Here is a 17661-nt window from a genome sequence, read left to right as displayed (position 1 = left end):
AATTTAAAAAAGAGATTTGATTAAAATATTAACAACAATCGCATGAAAAAACTATTATTCAGTGCTTTTATACTCGTTTTATTGGGTGTAAGTACTTCTGTAAAAGCTCAAGGGCAATACAAATCAGCGTTAGGTATTCGTTTAGGTAATACTAATGGTATTACATTTAAAACTTTTGTAAACGAAAAAAGTGCAGTAGAATTGATTGGTTCATTCCGTTATGAAGGTTTTGGTTTAACAGGTCTTTATGAAGTACATGGCAGGGCTTTTAATTCTAGAGACTTTAATTGGTTCATTGGTGGTGGTGGTCACGTGTATGTTTGGGGTGATAATCGTCCAGGATTTTTAGATAGAAACCAAACGACCGTATTAGGTTTAGATGGTATCCTTGGTTTAGAAGCTTATGCAAGAACAATTCCTTTAGCAATCAGTTTAGACTGGAAACCAGCTATTAATATCGTAAATTATAGTAGTTTCTGGGCTGATGAAATCGCTTTGTCATTCAGATATACGTTCTAGAACAATATTTATTATACAAAAACAAAAAGCCCTACGGAAGCGTACTTCGTAGGGCTTATATATATAGCTAGTTTGTTTCCTTAAATTTCTACTTCTATTCTTTTCTTGAAGCCTTTTCGGTGCTCATCAATAGGCATTACTATTTTCCATTGATTGTTGTAGTATCTGGCAACGATATTATCTAAATCAACAAAGTTGGGCAACATAATATGACCCATCGTTTGTGGTACAAAGTTCTGTGCTTCTTCTTTCTCCGCTTTTTTCAAAACTGGTTGCAAAGTATATAACCACAAAATATTGTCTTCTACATCCATTTGCAAATGGTCTGCGCTCAAACCTGCTATTTTTACATATACTTCAAAAGCTTCATCTGTTAGATTTACTTCAATAGTTGGCTCAACTCTGCCACCGTTAAGGGTATTGTTAAAATCAATGTCTGCTAGTATATTTTTCGGAATTTCTATTTTATAGTTCTTCATCTTGTTGACGCTTTAAAGGTTAAAACGAATTTGTTGAATGTCTTTACTATATCCTTTCAAATCTTATACCAGCTGTTTTGGTAAGACAAAATGGCTTGTTTTAAATAATAGGCAAGACATTTTGTCTAGTATAGGTGATTTTCTACAATAAATAAGTCATTTAGCATACAAATAGCCTAATAGCATTTTTATTTGCTACTACATAGTATGTAACTTTATGATTCATTTAAATGATAACTTCGATGACTTACCCTGAATTTAAGGCAACACTAACTCATCCAACCCCACCAACCTCGGTTCATGAATTGTTAATTGCACTTTGGTATGATGCGAATGAAGATTGGGAAAAAGCCCATGAAATAGCCCAAAGCAATGAAGGTTCAAAAAAATATGATCAATTGCATGCCTACTTACACAGAAAAGAAGGAGATAATTGGAATGCCAAATATTGGTACACGCGTGCTAAATCAACTGTTTTTGTAGGTTCGCTAGCTCAGGAATGGGAAATGTTAGTAAAGGAGTTTTTGACTCTATAAGTTTTGCCTACCTTTGTACAAAATATAAACTAATGCTATGTACGGCTGTTTGATGAAGATATTCACCTGAAAGTCGGAGATTTATATATATTAATTATGACCAAAATTACCCAATACATCGAGCAAGCCAAAGGCAAAACGCTATTTTCAATTGAGATTATTCCGCCAGTAAAAGGGGAAAGCATACAATCGTTAATGAGTAATATTGAGCCTTTGATGGAATTTAAACCGCCTTTTATTGAGGTAACGTATCATCGTGAAGAATTTTTAGAGAAAATTGTGAACGGTCAGATAGATAGAATTCCTATTCGTAAACGCCCAGGTACTGTCGGTATTTGTGCTAGCTTGATGAATCGTTTTAATGTTGATGCCGTTCCTCATGTGATTTGCGGAGGTTTTACGAAAGAAGAAACAGAAGACTTTTTATTTGATTTACATTATTTAGGCATTGATAATGTATTGGTACTTCGTGGCGACCCTGTGAAGGGTAATCCAGCTTTTACACCTGAAAAAGGAGGGCATGCCTATGCAAGCGACTTACTACAACAAGTAGTAAGAATGAACAACGGAGAGCTTTTGCACGAAGAAACACAAGCTTCGCCAACCAATTTCTGTATCGGAGTGGCAGGTTATCCAGAAAAACATTTTGAAGCTCCCAACCTTAATACAGATTTTGCTTACTTGAAAAAGAAAGTAGAATTAGGGGCGGATTATATCGTTACACAGATGTTTTTTGATAATCAAAAGTATTTTGATTTCGTAAAGAAATGTCGTGAAGAAGGAATTAATGTGCCAATTATTCCAGGCTTAAAGCCTTTGGCAACAAAAAAACAATTGACAGTGTTGCCAAGAATCTTCCATTTAGACATGCCCGAAGATTTGGTAAAAGCAGTAGAGCAATGCCAAACAGATAAAGATGTAAAACAAGTAGGGATTGAATGGTGTATTCAGCAATGTAAAGAATTGATAGCTTTTGATGCGCCAATCTTACATTTTTATACCATGAGTAAATCTGAAAGTACAAAAAAGATTGCAGCAGCAATTTTTTAAATTAAATTTTAGCAGTAATACTGTATTTTTTGAAGAAGAGTCTTTTATACATAATAAGACTCTTCTTTTTGTTTAGTCTAGATTAAGTTATTTTGAAAAAATACACTATTTTTGATAGAACGAATGAATCCTCTTTTTCAATAATATAAAATATATCCATATCAGTCTTATTTGTTGTGTCAAAGCATTTATCAAAATGTTAGGTATAATAGTGGGCTCTTCACAAGTAAAGTGTTATGAATCATACATTTACTAAAATTCTTATCTCTCTTTTCCTTAAAAGAAACCTCTTTCTGAGTTTTGCTTTTTTGTGTTTTGGCTTAACATCTTTATTGTATGTTGTGATTGAAAACGACAAAGGCAATACATTTGAAGAAAAGTATTTATCTGATATTCAACATAAAGTCAGCAAAGAAATCCAAAAATCAAACCTTGATTTAGATAAAGTAAGCAGTATCATCAATAATCTAAAAGAACTTAGATTTGGTTCATTGTTTACTAAAACCGAATACCCATACTTTATCTTTAACAACGGCAAGCTGATTTTTTGGTCAGACAACCAATTTGTTCCAGACTATTCATTAATCAAAGGCAATTATACTACAAAAGGAATATTGTTAGAAACTGGTAAATCAATTGTAAATCGCAGAACCATATCAGCGGGGAAGAATAATATTGAAATCTTCTCAGTATTGAATTTGTATTATTCAAATGAATATAGGGTAAATGGACTAAGAGAACAATACAATACAAAAATTTTCAGAACAGACGCCCAAGATATTTCCATTACGCCTTCTTCCAACAATCGCCTTAATATTTATACCACATCCAAGCAATTCTTATTTTCCATTGCTACTGAACAAGGTGACAATTTCCAGATTTATATCATTTCAGCCTCAGTAATTGTTAGTGGTTTGCTGTGTGTATTTTTTGCAATTATTTACTTATTTACTTGGCTTTGGTATTTAAACAATAGCCATCGACATGGGTTAGCATTTGTTATTTTAATAGGATTCCTGATAGTATTAAGAAGTATTTCGCTTTTTTATTCAATCCCTTTTTCACTTTACCAATCAGACCTTTTTAATCCTAAGTATTTCAGTTCGTCTGTTTTGTCGCCATCGTTGGGCGACTTAATTATCAACTTACTCATTTTCGTTTTTATATTAATTTACTTAGTGAACTATTACTACAAAATGAGGGCTTATTTATGGTTGATGAACTTACCACACCTTATTAAGCAAATTACCACTGTAGTATTATTGATATGTAGTTTTGTCCTTACTCAGTTTATATATGGGCTTTTAGGCGATATTTATGAAAAATCCAACAATGAACTTAGCTTGGCTTTAAACATTGATATTTGGGAAAAACCTTTGGTATTGTTTTCATTATTAGCCTATGTATTAATTGCATTAATTTATTTTTTAAGCAGTCATTTCCTAGTCATCCTGATTATAAAACTAAATAGACGCAACGATAGATGGATGTATATTTCCTTATTGATTGCTTTGGTATTTACTAGTCTTCTTGTTTTGATTTTCTCAACCTTCAGTATTTTTGTTTTTGGACTTTACAGCATTTATTTGTTTGTTCTTTTTTACACGTCTTTTCCACGCTATTTATATACTTTCCGTTATCAAACTTCTATTTACTTCTTTTGTGGAGCTTTAGTTTGTGCAGGCATAGGCAATTATGTGGTTTATCAAGAAAATATTCAGGAAGATTTCAACCATAAAAAACAGTTTGCCAAACGTTATTTCGATGAAAATGACGAAAAGGCTGAGTTTCTTTTAAACAAGGCAAGCCTTTCAATCAGCAGAGATTCGGCTATTATTGATTTAATGAAGTCTGACTTTCTACCGAAAGAACAAGTAGGAAACTATGTAAAGCACAATTTGTTGGATAATTATTTTTCTTATTACGATGTTCAAGTTTTTGTGTTTGATAGTACTGGCAAGTCGCTTGATAATAATGATGAAATAGAAAATTATCAGACTTTCGAGAAGATGTTTAGGTTGCCAAAATATAGCACAAAAAATGAAAAAATATATTTTGTAAACGACTTAGAAGCTTATGCTAACAAACAGTATTTCAATTTCATCCCGATTCTGAATAAAGAAAATACATCAGCGGGCTATATTATTCTGGATTTAAAGCGGAAAATTCAGCTTTCTAATGATATTAATGATGAATCTCCAATTTTTACGGGAACAAAGTTAAAAGCCAGTGCTTATAGTTTTGCAGTATATGAAAATGGAAAGATGTTAAAAACTGGTGGAGAAGGTTTTAACTACGAAGGAAAATTATCTAGCGATGTACTACAAGGAGAAGAGATTTTCCAAGATGGCATAGAAGAAAATGGCTACAAGCACATTGGTTTTGTTAATAACAAAGGCAAAGCAATCGTTGTTTCTTCAGAATCGCAAAGTATTGCTTCAATCTATGCCAATTTCTCATTCTTGTTTTTGATATTAGTTTTTACCATCATTATCGTCATCTTATGTTATGCCTTACACTATGGCTTTTCGATGATGAATATCAACATTGCCAGCAAGATTCAAATATACCTCAATATTGCGTTTTTGTTACCCTTGATTTTAGTAGTAAGTATCACGCTGACCATCATCAGTGCCAAATTTTCGGAAAGTCAACAAGATGGTTATCTGAATCAAACAGAGAGCATAGGCATTAATTTAATGCCCGCAGTTGATAGATTCGCTCAAGGCAAAATGAGTAAACAATTTTTATCTGATACGATTAATAGCATTTCTACTAGTACCAAAAAATACATAAGCGTTTTTGATACCAAAGGTCATTTATTGGCTAATAACAAACCGTTCAGTTTTGAAAATGGATTCCTTTCTAATTATATCAATCCAATAGCTTATATCAAGCTGATGGAAGAAAAGGACTCGAAAGTGATGTTGGATGAAACCATTGGTGATTTATCGTTCAAAACTTCTTACTTAAAGCTAAAATCAAATGAAGGTAAATTGCTCGGAATTGTTTGTATACCATTTTACGATTCAAAAACATACTTCACAAAAGAGGTAAGTTCCGTAATTGGCTCAATGCTAAATACGTTTACTACCATTTTCTTGATTTTACTATGGTTTTCGTACTTAGCTTCTAATGTATTGATTGTCCCGTTGCAGATGATTACCAATAAATTAAGGAAGGTAGATTTAAGCAAGCCAAGCGAGCCACTTTCATGGCGCTCAGATGATGAAATAGGCGTTTTAGTAAAAGCCTACAATGAAATGTTGGTAAAACTTGAAGAATCTAAAGTAGCGCTCACAGATGCGAATAAGCAATCTGCATGGCAACAAATGGCTAAACAGGTGGCTCACGAAATTAAGAATCCACTTACACCCATGAAATTGTCTTTACAATTGCTTTGGCGTAAGCTCTCAAGAGGAACAGAATTAGATTTAGCGCAAGTGAAAGACCAGATAGAATCGTTAACAGGGCAGATTGATAACCTTTCCTACATTGCTACTTCTTTTTCAGATTTTGCCAGATTGCCAATTCCTAAAAGTGAGGTATTTGATTTTGCCCATGAGACCAGAAAAGTAGTGAATTTATTCACAGATGATTCTCAGTTAGAACTAAGAATGATTGTGCCAAACAAAGCCGTAAAAGTAATTGGCGACCGTCAGCTAACAGGGAATATTATCAAAAACCTGATTATGAATGCTATTCAATCAGTGCCTTCCACTAAAACGCCCGAAGTAATGATTGTGGTTGAGTTAGGCATTGAAGCCGTTACTTTCAGCATTCAAGATAATGGGGTAGGGATTCGGGAAGAACACCGTGGAAAAATATTTATGCTGGACTATTCAACGAAAACCCAAGGCTCGGGTGTTGGTTTGGCCTTAGCAAAATGGGTGGTAGATAATGCCAAAGGAAGTATTTGGTTTGAAACTGTAGAGAACCAAGGAACTACCTTCTTCTTTACCTTGCCATTAGCCCCTTAATATTGATTGAAAGATGAAGTAAAATACTTTTACTTCATCTTTCCTCTTTTTACCAAATACGATGTAAGGATTTGTTCAAACCCTTCAGCAATATCAGCTTCAATAAAATCAATTTTATATTGTCCGCAACGCAGTTTTAATTCTTGGTAAAACTGATGCAAAGTTTTCTGATAATCAACCTTTACTTGAGCAGGATTCAACTTGATGGTTTCGTTGGTTTCTAAATCAATAAATTCATAAGAACGGTCATCGAATTCAAAGTCAGATTCTGTCTTTTTATCTGTCACATGAAAAATCAATACCTCGTGCAGGTTATGTTTCAGGTGTTGTAAAGAAGAAAAAATCTTTTCTGAATTATCAATATCATCAAACATATCGCTGAAAATGATTACTAACGAACGCTTATGAATGTTTTCAGCAATCTGGTGAATTACCGACGCCACTTCCGTTTTTTTATGTTCTTTAGGTTTTTGAAGTAAATTTTCTAAATCCAAAAAGATTTTATGGATATGCGAAGGCGTTGATTTGACAGGCGTTTGAATCTCAACAGCTGAGGAGAAAGTAATTAAGCTAATAGCATCTTTTTGTTTTTGAAGCATATATGCCAAAGCTGCTGCTGCCATGGTAGAGAATACAATTTTACCATTATTTTTCTCTGGATAATACATCGAAGAAGAAGTGTCAATGATTAAATGACAACGCAAATTTGTTTCTTCTTCATATCTTTTAGTGTAAAGCCTATCCGTTTTTGCAAATACCTTCCAATCTATATGCCTAGTACTTTCGCCATTATTATACAAACGATGCTCTGCAAATTCTACTGAAAAACCGTGAAATGGTGATTTATGAAGACCCGTAATAAAACCTTCTACCATTTGCTTGGCTAAAAATTCTATATTTCCATATTGGCGTATTTGTGCTAAATCCATAAATTATTTTAAAACTTTGTTGAGTGAACTAACATTATTTAGTTGGCTTTTTAGGAGTTGCTTTCGCTAATTTCCGCGCTTTGATTCTTTGCTTAGAAAGTTTCCTTAAATAAGAATTTACCTTTAAACGTCGATGTTTGAGGTTTGGATATTTTCTTTTTTGCCAATTTTTTTTGAGGCGATAATAGCGATGATATTTTAACTTCGTTTTCTGATAAAATTTAGGCTCAAAATGCGGAGGGGCAGTCAGTCTTAGCGAGTCGAAAGGCTCTAGCATAATATCACCGTCAAAGCCAACCACTTTTAAACGTACTTTTGTAAGCCCCTTATTCGTCATTTTTAGCCACTTTGCTGGATTTTCGGTTAAGTCAATAATCCTTCCAGGCTTAAACGGACCGCGGTCGTTTACTCTTACAATTACAAAACGTTTATTGGCAAGATTTGTTACTTCCAGCATCGTGCCAAAGGGCAATGTCATGTGGGCAGCAGTGTACTGATTTCGTTGAAGTATTTCACCCGTCGAGGTAGGTTTATTATAGAAATACTGAGCATAGAATGAAGAAATACCAAAAGATTCATCCCCTAATTTTTGTGCATGGCTAACAGAACAGAAAAGGCTGAGAATTATGATAATTCCTAGAAGTGGTTTTGACATTTTGTGTGATTTAGTGGTTTTAATTTAGTGGCTTTCTACACATTATCTACCAAAACTGGAATACGAAATTAGCCTTTTTCGGGCGAAATAAAAATATAAATTTTAAGCATATAATATTGGAATTTACCCATAAAGCATAGCATGTGTAACACAATGATTTTTTTGTTTTAAGAATCAATCGTTTTGTTTTCAATATTAAATTAGTCGATTTAACTAATAATTAATGTGAAGATGTAGAAAATAGAAATTATTTTTCATGATTAACTTTTGAAACATTCAGAAAATTTATATTTTTACCAATCCGTAAACCCTAAATTGTCATAGCACAGTGGAAGAAAGAGAAAGAGAAGAATTGTTTTCGAAACGTATCAGAGCAGGAAAGCGAACGTATTTTTTTGATGTGAAATCGACCCGCTCAAACGACTACTACATTACTATTACAGAAAGTCGCCGTTATCAAAAAGATGATGGTTTTGCTTACGAAAAACACAAGATGTTCTTATATAAGGAAGATTTTGATAAATTTGTTGAAGGCCTTCAAGAAGCAGTTGACCATGTGAAACATGAACTTTTGCCTGATGTAGATTTTACTCAATTTAATCGTGAAGACGAAGATACTGTGGGCGGATTTGGTAGTGATTTGAAATGGGAATAAACGAATGAAAGAATTTATAAGCCTCTGAAATTTCAGAGGCTTTTTTGTTGTTGTACGATTAAACTTGTAACTTTGTGTATACTCAAGCTAATCAGACCTTAGAATCTGCAAAAACTGTTTCAATGTAACATTCTTCATAAGCCCTCAGGTATTGAATACCAATTCAAACTAAGCTAATCTGTCAGATTCATTATTCACAATTACTTCAAGAATGGATACATAGACACTAGAAGTTGATTATTCGATTTCTAAACTAGGCTTATAATAACGAATATAGTTGAATGATTTTATAGCATAATAGTAAATTTTGATTGAAGTGTGAGCTTAACAATATTAATTTTTGAAAATAATAAGTAGATAAATGGGTCTTCAATGTGGAATCGTAGGTTTGCCTAATGTTGGGAAATCTACTTTGTTTAGTGCAATTTCTTCAAATAAGGCGGAAGCCGCTAATTACCCTTTCTGTACAATTGAACCTAACGTAGGGATTGTAACAGTACCTGACGAACGTCTTAATATTTTAGAAAAATTGGTAAATCCTCAAAGAGTGTTACCAACCGTAATAGAATTTATGGACATTGCAGGGCTAGTAAAAGGAGCTTCGCAAGGAGCAGGATTAGGTAATAAATTCTTGGCAAATATTCGTGAAGTAGATGCTATTCTACACGTAGTACGTTGTTTTGCTGATGATAATATCGTTCACGTAGAAGGAAGAGTGAATCCTGTATCGGATAAAGAAATTATCGACTATGAATTACAATTAAAAGATTTAGAATCGGTTGATAAAAAAATCCAGAAAGTAGAACGTGCAGCCAAAGCAGGCGATGCAAAATCGAGAGCTCAATTAGCCATTCTCCAGCAATATAAATCAACATTAGAAGCAGGAAAATCTGCAAGAACTGTTCAGGGCTTAGAACCTGATGCTAAGTTTGAAGCAATTGGCGACTTATGCTTATTGACAGACAAGCCTGTAATTTATGTAGCAAATGTAGACGAAGCGTCGATTGCTAAAGGAACAAACGAATACGTTGAGCAATTGAAAGCTGCTGTAGCCGAAGAAGGTGCAGAAGTAGTAGTAATTTGCGCGGCCTTAGAAGCACAAATTGCTGAAATGGAAGACGAAGACGACCGCCAGATGTTCTTAGAAGAATATAATCTTACTGAATCAGGTTTAGATAAATTAATCCGTAGTTCATATTATTTATTGAACTTGATTACTTATTTCACGGCAGGCGTTAAAGAAGTACGTGCGTGGACAATCCAGAAGGGTTGGAAAGCACCTGCAGCAGCAGGAGTAATTCACTCTGATTTTGAACGTGGTTTTATCCGTGCTGAGGTAATTAAATTTGCTGACTACCAACAATATAAATCTGAAGGAGCTTGTAAAGAAGCAGGAAAATTATCTGTTGAAGGAAAAGAATATGTTGTAATAGACGGTGATATTATGCACTTCCGTTTCAACGTTTAGTAATACTAAGTGTTATAAAAAAGCCTTGCTAACAATCATTAGTAAGGCTTTTTTATAGCACTATAATTTTAAGACTACAAATTCAACTCTTCTATTCACTTTCCTTTCTTCATCGCTTCCTTTCTTGACCAATGGTCGACTAGCACCATAACCAACTGCTTGGATTCGCTTGGTCGAAATGCCTTTTTGAACCAAATATGTTTCGCAAGCATCTACTCTTTCTTGTGATAATTCAAGGTTAGCCTCGGCATCACCAATGATGTCAGTATGGCCTTCTAAACGAATTTCCATCTCTGGATTATTCTGCATCATCGTCACTAGTTTAGTAAGTTCTGCAAAGGATGCAGGCAATAAATCAGATTTTGATACTTCAAAATAAATATTTTTTAATGCTATTTTATCCCCAACTATAATAGGTATAAGATAAATATCTTTACTGAATTTAGTTTCATTGGTAATTTTAGATAAATCAACAATGTCATTAACAGATAAATAGCCTTTAGCAGAGGCAGTGTACGTATAAATTTGCCCTTTCTGTAAACCCATTCTATAAATACCAGTACTTACAAAACTCTGTACCGAATCTATAATTTGTTTGCTGCTAGATAATTTATAGTTGATAGTAGCACTAACTGGCTTGTTGGTCTTTATATCTCGCACGATGCCTGAAACCTGAATGTTAGTAATTACTGGCATTTGGACAGGAGTATTATCTACTTCGCCTAATTTTCCACTTTTTGGTTTTGTTTTAACTGTTGTGGTGCTTTTAGGAGGCGTTTTAGTCGGAGAAACAGGAGGAGCAGGGTTGGCTTTAGGCTGTGTTGGCTGGGTGACAATATCTAGTGGATTGCTAATTCGTAAGCCATATACATTCCAACAAGTAATGTAATCATAATCGTTACATTCAAATAAATCGAAATCCTCCAAGCCTTTATCTAAGCGTTCAAAATACACAACAAAATTTATTTGGTCACCAGGTACTGTTTTTCTACCGTAAACCTTTACATTTTGCCCAGCCACAAGCTGAGGAATGCCTTCTGTTTTGATTAATTTAAATGACCTTGCACCATTGGCTGCAATTAGTTGAGCGGTTGACTGAAAGGCGATGTCTTCGTGTCCATCATTGACTAATCTCCCGTTCCTATCATATTGAGGTGAATTGTTATTTCTATAGGCCACATACAAGATTGTATATTTATCAGTAATACGAATATTGCCGATAGACACATTTTTATCAGCGGCTCTACCTGTTGAGGTAGATGGATAAGATTCCCTTCCTGATGGTGTTTGGTTACGTTCAGTAGGATACTGTGTACCTCCGCCCGAAGTTTGTGGGTAACTCCCGCTCTGACAACTTTGGAGTATAACCAAGCATGCAAAAGCCCAAAGTAAGTTTTTCATTTGGATATAAATTTTATAACAAAATAGTAAGCAATGGGGTAAACGTAATTATTTTAAACTTTATACGAAAATAACTTATTGATTTTTAATCAATACATATCCTACTAGAGCATCAGCACGTGCACCAATGGGGCGGTGATAGATTAAAATTTCATAAATATTTTCCGTTTGCGAGTGTGTTCCTTCTAGTTCCGACTCACTTATATTTCCTTGGTCGTCTTTGGTGACATATAGATAATTATAGATGCCTTGTTTCAACTGGATAAATGCTTCGTAAGCCTGACTTTCAGGTACATAATGCATTTGGTTTACCTCGTTTAATTGCCAATCATTGAAAGCACCATTGATATATACTTTTTTATTTGCTAAAGAATCAGTTTTCAATAGGAAACTTACCCGAACATAATCTGATTCAGTATCACCCCGATTGGTTTCATAATTATCAATTACATACATTCCATTAAAATCATTTGTAGCAACATACGCTAAGCCATTTTGTGGTTTTTCGGGACGAATTTCTATGATGCTTTCTCTTTCTCCTTGTACAATCCTAGCAATATTTACTAGTTTTTGTTGCGTACTTCTGCCATCAAACATCCTAAATTCATTACTGCCTTCTAATTGGTTTTCTCCTTCAAAAAACTGATAATCCATCTTACGATTATAAGAATCTATCATAAAAGGTTTAAGGTTTGTCAGCGTTTTGTTATCTCTAAAGTTCTGACGAATGACAATTTTCAAGTCTTGTTTAGGATCAATGATTTCGTAGCCACTATAATTTACACTAAAGTTAATTTGTTGGTGAGTACGTCTTCTTTGAACATTATTCGGAAAAGTTACATTGCCAGCTACACCAATTCTATTTTGAAAAACCATAAATCGATGCGTAAGCATGATATCATCTTCATTACGATTCTTGTAAACCATCACCAGATAATTGCCAGCTAATTTGGTTTTAGGAATCTCCACAGCAAAATGTGTGTAAGGAATTTTCGTGGCGAAAGAATTTCTATAATCATTAATCGGGAAATCATTGAATTCGGTGAGGTATTCAATATCGTTTAATACAGAAGGTGTCCAATCTGCATTACAATGAAATATTTTCACCCTGAAATTTTGAAACTCGGGAGCTAAACAGTCGAATTCCAATTTCAAAATTTGATTTTCTTGTAAATTGATGACGGGTGGATTAAGGGTCTCTTGTGGGGTTTTAGTCGTGCTCAACGACGGAAATAATTGTACAGTGCGTATATAAGGTTCATAGATATAATTATCATAAATAACCTTTTTTGCTTGATAAGATGGCTTCTTTTTCTGAGCAAAAAAGGCAAAAGGAATAAATAATAAGCATATAATCGATAAAAGTTTCATAGAAGAGTGATGTATGGAGTTGAGCGTATGAGCGAATTGATATTAGCTATTTGTGAATAATAAAACTAACGGATAGTATCTTAAAATATTCTGCAATAGCCTAAAGCAAAAAACGCAGGAAAAAGCATTTCAGCTATTTTACCTGCGTTTTTATGATGAACTGAATACCATTATTTTACTGAACCAAGCTTTCTACTTCTTCAATTTCCAACATTACTTCTTCCCAAGCATCATTTACTTCTTCCAATTGATTCAGGATTTTTTGATAAGCAATGTTTTCACGTTTCAACGCTTGTGCATCATTATAGATAGTCGGGTCGGCCAAAGTCTTTTCTTTTTCGGTTTTCTCTGCTTCTAATTTGGCAATCAGGCTCTCAGTATCTCCTAATTTCTGATTCAGTTTTTTCAGATTTTTCTGTGCTTCTTTTTTCGTAAAATCATCAACAGGTTTCTTCTCTACTACTTTTTCAACGGTCTTTTTAGGGGAAGTTTCCTTACTGAATTCACCATTCATTCGACGTTGTTCCATCCAAGTTTCATATTCATCATAAGTACCTGGATATACCTTAATCTCTTCGTCTTCGATATACCAAATTTTATTAGCAATCTCTGAAACAAAGAATCTATCGTGAGAAACCACTACATACGTACCTTCGTATTGCTGTAAAGCCTGAATCAAAATGTTCACCGACATCATGTCTAAGTGGTTAGTAGGCTCATCTAGTAACAAGAAGTTGGCTTCTGAAATCAATACTTTTGCTAAGGCAACCCTTGATTTTTCACCTCCCGAAAGTACTTTGATTTTTTTGAAGGCATCATCACCCGAAAACAAGAAACAGCCTAAGATACTTCTTAATTCAGTTTCAAGTTTACCTGTACCTGTCATCTTCAACTCATCAAGCAATGTATTATTTACATCCAAACTTTCCAATTGGTGCTGGGCATAAAATGAGTCAATTACATTATGTCCTAACTTACGTTCGCCTTGAAACTCTTCAGAACCATCAATGATTCTTAGAACTGTAGACTTACCTTTACCATTGGCACCAATCAAAGCGATTTTATCACCTCTTTCAATAACAGCGTTAGTATGCGTCAGTATTCTCTTAGGACCATAAGCTTTGGTGATGTCTTCAAGGTGCATAATAAAACGACCCGGTTGAGTTCCAAAGTTAAACTTAAAATTGACTTTCGCATTTTCATCCAACACGTCATCAATAATATCTAATCTTTCTAACGCTTTTACCCTTGATTGTACCTGACGAGCTTTTGATGCTTTGGCTTTAAACCTTGAAATGAACTTTTCAGTTTGTTTAATAGCCTGTTGCTGGTTTTCGTATGCTCCTTTTTGTACTTCGTTTCTCAAGGCTTTTTCTTCCATATAGAAAGAATAATTACCGGAGTAAGGAATCAATTTTGCACCTGCCACTTCAACAATCGTCGTTACAGTGTTGTCCAAGAAGAATCTATCGTGAGAAACCACAATGATGGCACCTTCATAAGTATTGATGTAGTTTTCTACCCACTCAATAGACGGTAAGTCCAAGTGGTTGGTAGGTTCATCAAGCATTAATAAAGATGGTCGTTGTAAAAGTAATTTTGCTAGCATTACACGCATTCTCCAACCTCCAGAGAATTTCTGTAGGGGTTGGGAAAGCTCTTCGGTACTGAATCCTAAACCTTCAAGAATTGCCTCCGCTTCTGATTGAATGGTATAACCACCCAACGCATCAAATTCATCTTGAAAACGCGCCAATTTATTTACGTCATCGTCTTCAAAATCAGTTTCCATTTTATGTAAAACCTTATCGATTTCTGCTTGAAGGAAATTCTGACGTTCAAAAGCTTGCATTGCTACCGAAAGGATAGAATCGTCGCTTTGATAAGAAAGTAAGTCTTGATTTAAAAACCCGATGGTACAGTCGCCTGATTTAGAAATATTACCACCGTCGGGTAAGTATTCACCGTCAATTATACGAAGTAAAGTAGATTTACCAGTACCATTTGCCCCGATAAGACCGATTTTGTCTTTGGGCTTAATATGTAAGTTCGCCCCATCATACATTGGGCGAGAACCGAAATAAAACGAAAGATTATTGATAGATAACATACTACAAAGATAATGAAAAATAACTAACGAGCAGTTAAATGAAGCTATCGAAAGCAGAATGGTATAAATTTACCCGCTTTTGTGATTGATTTTATCGTAAAATAATTGATTATAAGCGTTTTAGCTAGGATAATTTGAAGCATGATAAAGTCTTATGATAGCATAAACACTTAGTTTCTGAAAATTAATATACAAAAAAAAGGATGGCTTTCGACCATCCCTTTTTTGTATATTAATTAACCTGTGCTTTTCCTCCGCCTAGATAGGGGCTTTTTAAAAGCTTATCTACTCCTTCAAAAGGAACTTTTGTTTTGTTATAACCAAAAGTAGTAGCCAGCGACTGTGTTTTATTATTATCACCCATTACCATATCAACGTCTTGCATCGTCATCTGACAAGGGTGTTCATAACCACAAGCATGGGTAATTTCAAGAATTTCTTTGTTCAATGTTTTTACATAATTATAAAAACGCTCACTTTTAAGGGCTGGGTCTATACCCGCTTGAAGCCAAGGGCTAGACGTAGCAACTCCTGCTGGACAACGGTTAGTATGACAAACCTGTGCTTGGATACAACCAATCGACATCATGGCTTCGCGCGCTACATTAACTAAATCGCAACCCATCGCAAACGCCATCATAGCTTTTTCAGGAAAGCCTAATTTGCCCGAACCAATAAATACGATTTTATCAGCTAATTCATACTTCTGGAAAATCTTATATACTTTGGTAAAGCCATAGTTGAAAGGTAGAGACACATGGTCTGCAAAAGCATGCGGCGCAGCTCCCGTACCACCTTCTCCACCATCAATGGTGATAAAGTCGGGGCCTTTACCAGTTTTTACCATGTATTGTGCCAATTCTTCCCACATTTCTAACTTTCCGACAGCCGACTTTATCCCTACGGGCAAGCCAGTTTGGTTAGCCATTGCTTCTATAAAATTAACCATTTCTGGAATGGTAGAGAATTCAGAGTGAAAAGCTGGAGAAATGGCATCTTTCCCTAAAGGAATGTGCCTGATTTCTGCAATTTCCTTCGTGATTTTGGCCGCTGGGAGCATACCACCTTTGCCGGGCTTAGCACCTTGAGAAAGTTTCAACTCTAATGCTTTTACGAATGGATTATCGTTAGTCATTTTTATTAATTTTTCCATCGAAAATTTACCATCATCGTCCCTTACTCCGAAATAAGCCGTTCCTATATTTACGATAACATCCGAGCCATACTTATGATAAGGTGATAATGAACCTTCGCCAGTGTTATGATAACAGCCAAATTTTAAGGCGCCCTTGTTTAAGGATTCAACTGCTTTAGCAGACAATGAACCGTAGCTCATACCAGAAATATTTACGACCGAGTAGGGCTTATAAGGACGTTTCCTTTTATGATATTCGCCTATTGTTTTTGAACAAGGTACCGCACTTGGATCTTTTTGATTAGGGTGGTTATCCGCTAACTTATGTCCTAACATGGCATGTTTGATAAAGATATACCCTGCCGAGTTGAAGTCTTGGTCTGAACCAAAGCCCTGTAAGTTGTTTTCTTTTTTGGATGAAGCATATACCCATGCTCTTTCACCTCTGTTAAAAGGAAGCTCCTCACGGTTATTTGCTACGATATATTGCCTTAATTCTGGACCAATTTTTTCGAGCATATAACGTATATGACCAACCACAGGAAAATTATGCTGAATAGTATGGCGGTTCTGCAACAAATCACGAATAGCTAGAATTAGTATTGCAATGGGGATGATAAGCCACCAAGAAAAACTTGAAAAAATATTTGCCAAAAACATAGATGATGAGATTGAATTAAAAATTATTGAGATTGATGGATACGCAATATAATGATAGCAAAAACAAACAAACGTTTTACAATCAATAACTAAATTAGAAGCTTTATGTTGTGTGTTAAATATTGATTTTTAAGGATTACTTGCCAGCGATACGCCACCCGATACAATCATTTTCATGACATCAGAGGCTGGAAGGTTTAACAATGTAATATTTGCACTTGGAACAATGAATACCTCGCCCGAAAAAGCATAGGAATGCGGACAGTAAACAATGACAGAGTCTTGAATATCTAAGAAAGACAAATCAGTCTGAGTAATAAACCCCAGTTTTTGAATACCATTTTCTTTGTTGAATATAATTTTCACAGGTTGATTGAATTTCTTTTTATCACCGACAAAAGCTCCAATAAGGTCTTTTAAGGAAAAATAAATCAAACCTACCAGCGGAAGTTTGGAAACCCCTTCTTCTAATATTTGAATAAGAGGCAAAGAAATAAAAGTAGAGCCCAAAAAACCAACAATCATGATAATGGCCACCATAATAACTAATCCCGTTCCTCTGAAATAAAAATAAAACTCTTGGTCTAATGAGTTCAGCAGGTTGAAAATAATGTAGCCTGTTATATAAACAGGGGCTAATAAAAATAATCCCTTTACGAAATAACTAAACAGTTTGGCTGTGATACGTTTTATTCTGAACGACATTTTTTTAC

Annotated in this window: 14 protein-coding genes; 6 read left to right on the top strand and 8 right to left on the bottom strand. The window is 34.7% G+C overall.

Translation table 11 applies throughout. The features are described from left to right. Nucleotides 1-42 precede the first annotated feature (42 nt). Nucleotides 43-519 (top strand): hypothetical protein, encoded by a 477-nt coding sequence (locus AC1RNE_RS03550; protein ID WP_492799661.1) that lies wholly within the window; start codon nt 43-45, stop codon nt 517-519. Between the two features lie 80 nt (nt 520-599). On the opposite strand, the gene AC1RNE_RS03545 is transcribed toward AC1RNE_RS03550, so the two are convergent. Further along, entirely contained in the window at nt 600-998 is a 399-nt protein-coding gene (locus AC1RNE_RS03545; RefSeq protein WP_492799660.1) for an Hsp20 family protein, read from the bottom strand. 242 nt (nt 999-1240) lie between these two features. Between AC1RNE_RS03545 and AC1RNE_RS03540 the strand changes: the two genes are divergently transcribed. The 3 genes from AC1RNE_RS03540 (at nt 1241) to AC1RNE_RS03530 (ending at nt 6564) form a co-directional block, all read left to right on the top strand. After that, nucleotides 1241-1534 (top strand): hypothetical protein, encoded by a 294-nt coding sequence (locus AC1RNE_RS03540; RefSeq protein WP_309918972.1) that lies wholly within the window; start codon nt 1241-1243, stop codon nt 1532-1534. A 96-nt stretch (nt 1535-1630) separates the two neighbouring features. After that, entirely contained in the window at nt 1631-2584 is a 954-nt protein-coding gene (gene metF / locus AC1RNE_RS03535) for a methylenetetrahydrofolate reductase [NAD(P)H] (RefSeq protein ID WP_492799659.1), read from the top strand. Between the two features lie 236 nt (nt 2585-2820). After that, nucleotides 2821-6564, top strand: coding sequence for an ATP-binding protein (locus AC1RNE_RS03530; protein WP_492799658.1), 3744 nt, complete (start codon nt 2821-2823; stop codon nt 6562-6564). 29 nt (nt 6565-6593) lie between these two features. Here AC1RNE_RS03530 and AC1RNE_RS03525 read toward each other — a convergent pair whose 3' ends face one another. Next, nucleotides 6594-7493 (bottom strand): DUF58 domain-containing protein, encoded by a 900-nt coding sequence (locus AC1RNE_RS03525; protein WP_492799657.1) that lies wholly within the window; start codon nt 7491-7493, stop codon nt 6594-6596. Nucleotides 7494-7527: 34 nt separating this feature from the next. Continuing rightward, nucleotides 7528-8148, bottom strand: coding sequence for a septal ring lytic transglycosylase RlpA family protein (locus AC1RNE_RS03520; protein WP_492799656.1), 621 nt, complete (start codon nt 8146-8148; stop codon nt 7528-7530). Between the two features lie 328 nt (nt 8149-8476). Between AC1RNE_RS03520 and AC1RNE_RS03515 the strand changes: the two genes are divergently transcribed. Both AC1RNE_RS03515 and ychF read left to right on the top strand, forming a co-directional pair. Beyond that, nucleotides 8477-8803, top strand: a complete 327-nt coding sequence (locus AC1RNE_RS03515) for a DUF3276 family protein (protein ID WP_309918987.1) — start codon at nt 8477-8479, stop codon at nt 8801-8803. Between the two features lie 361 nt (nt 8804-9164). Further along, nucleotides 9165-10271, top strand: a complete 1107-nt coding sequence (gene ychF / locus AC1RNE_RS03510) for a redox-regulated ATPase YchF (RefSeq protein WP_492799655.1) — start codon at nt 9165-9167, stop codon at nt 10269-10271. Nucleotides 10272-10331: 60 nt separating this feature from the next. On the opposite strand, the gene AC1RNE_RS03505 is transcribed toward ychF, so the two are convergent. The 5 genes from AC1RNE_RS03505 to AC1RNE_RS03485 all read right to left on the bottom strand — a co-directional run bounded on the left by AC1RNE_RS03505 (nt 10332) and on the right by AC1RNE_RS03485 (nt 17653). Next, nucleotides 10332-11672 carry an OmpA family protein gene (locus tag AC1RNE_RS03505; protein ID WP_492799654.1) on the bottom strand — a complete coding sequence of 447 codons (1341 nt, stop codon included), beginning with the start codon at nt 11670-11672 and terminating at the stop codon, nt 10332-10334. A 75-nt stretch (nt 11673-11747) separates the two neighbouring features. Continuing rightward, complete coding sequence (locus AC1RNE_RS03500) at nt 11748-13043, bottom strand: type IX secretion system plug protein (protein WP_492799653.1); 1296 nt, start codon at nt 13041-13043, stop codon at nt 11748-11750. A 175-nt stretch (nt 13044-13218) separates the two neighbouring features. Further along, a complete protein-coding gene (abc-f, locus tag AC1RNE_RS03495; protein ID WP_492803601.1) occupies nt 13219-15108 on the bottom strand; it encodes a ribosomal protection-like ABC-F family protein in 1890 nt (629 codons plus the stop codon). A 277-nt stretch (nt 15109-15385) separates the two neighbouring features. Next, a complete protein-coding gene (locus tag AC1RNE_RS03490; protein ID WP_492799652.1) occupies nt 15386-16948 on the bottom strand; it encodes an FMN-binding glutamate synthase family protein in 1563 nt (520 codons plus the stop codon). Between the two features lie 129 nt (nt 16949-17077). Continuing rightward, on the bottom strand, nt 17078-17653 hold the full coding sequence (locus AC1RNE_RS03485) for a DUF502 domain-containing protein (RefSeq protein WP_309919017.1): 576 nt from the start codon (nt 17651-17653) through the stop codon (nt 17078-17080). Between the last annotated feature and the right edge of the window lie 8 nt (nt 17654-17661).

Source organism: Arcicella sp. GW822-FHT02H01 (assembly GCF_058802005.1).
This window is presented reverse-complemented; position numbering and strand designations above follow the sequence as displayed.

What these genes read in the sequence shown, in the direction of transcription:
- AC1RNE_RS03550 (WP_492799661.1), top strand. Translation starts at nt 43, where the DNA reads ATGAAAAAACTATTATTCAGTGCTTTTATACTCGTTTTATTGGGTGTA.
- AC1RNE_RS03545 (WP_492799660.1), bottom strand. Translation starts at nt 998, where the DNA reads ATGAAGAACTATAAAATAGAAATTCCGAAAAATATACTAGCAGACATT.
- AC1RNE_RS03540 (WP_309918972.1), top strand. Translation starts at nt 1,241, where the DNA reads ATGACTTACCCTGAATTTAAGGCAACACTAACTCATCCAACCCCACCA.
- metF (WP_492799659.1), top strand. Translation starts at nt 1,631, where the DNA reads ATGACCAAAATTACCCAATACATCGAGCAAGCCAAAGGCAAAACGCTA.
- AC1RNE_RS03530 (WP_492799658.1), top strand. Translation starts at nt 2,821, where the DNA reads ATGAATCATACATTTACTAAAATTCTTATCTCTCTTTTCCTTAAAAGA.
- AC1RNE_RS03525 (WP_492799657.1), bottom strand. Translation starts at nt 7,493, where the DNA reads ATGGATTTAGCACAAATACGCCAATATGGAAATATAGAATTTTTAGCC.
- AC1RNE_RS03520 (WP_492799656.1), bottom strand. Translation starts at nt 8,148, where the DNA reads ATGTCAAAACCACTTCTAGGAATTATCATAATTCTCAGCCTTTTCTGT.
- ychF (WP_492799655.1), top strand. Translation starts at nt 9,165, where the DNA reads ATGGGTCTTCAATGTGGAATCGTAGGTTTGCCTAATGTTGGGAAATCT.
- AC1RNE_RS03505 (WP_492799654.1), bottom strand. Translation starts at nt 11,672, where the DNA reads ATGAAAAACTTACTTTGGGCTTTTGCATGCTTGGTTATACTCCAAAGT.
- AC1RNE_RS03500 (WP_492799653.1), bottom strand. Translation starts at nt 13,043, where the DNA reads ATGAAACTTTTATCGATTATATGCTTATTATTTATTCCTTTTGCCTTT.
- abc-f (WP_492803601.1), bottom strand. Translation starts at nt 15,108, where the DNA reads ATGTATGATGGGGCGAACTTACATATTAAGCCCAAAGACAAAATCGGT.
- AC1RNE_RS03490 (WP_492799652.1), bottom strand. Translation starts at nt 16,948, where the DNA reads ATGTTTTTGGCAAATATTTTTTCAAGTTTTTCTTGGTGGCTTATCATC.
- AC1RNE_RS03485 (WP_309919017.1), bottom strand. Translation starts at nt 17,653, where the DNA reads ATGTCGTTCAGAATAAAACGTATCACAGCCAAACTGTTTAGTTATTTC.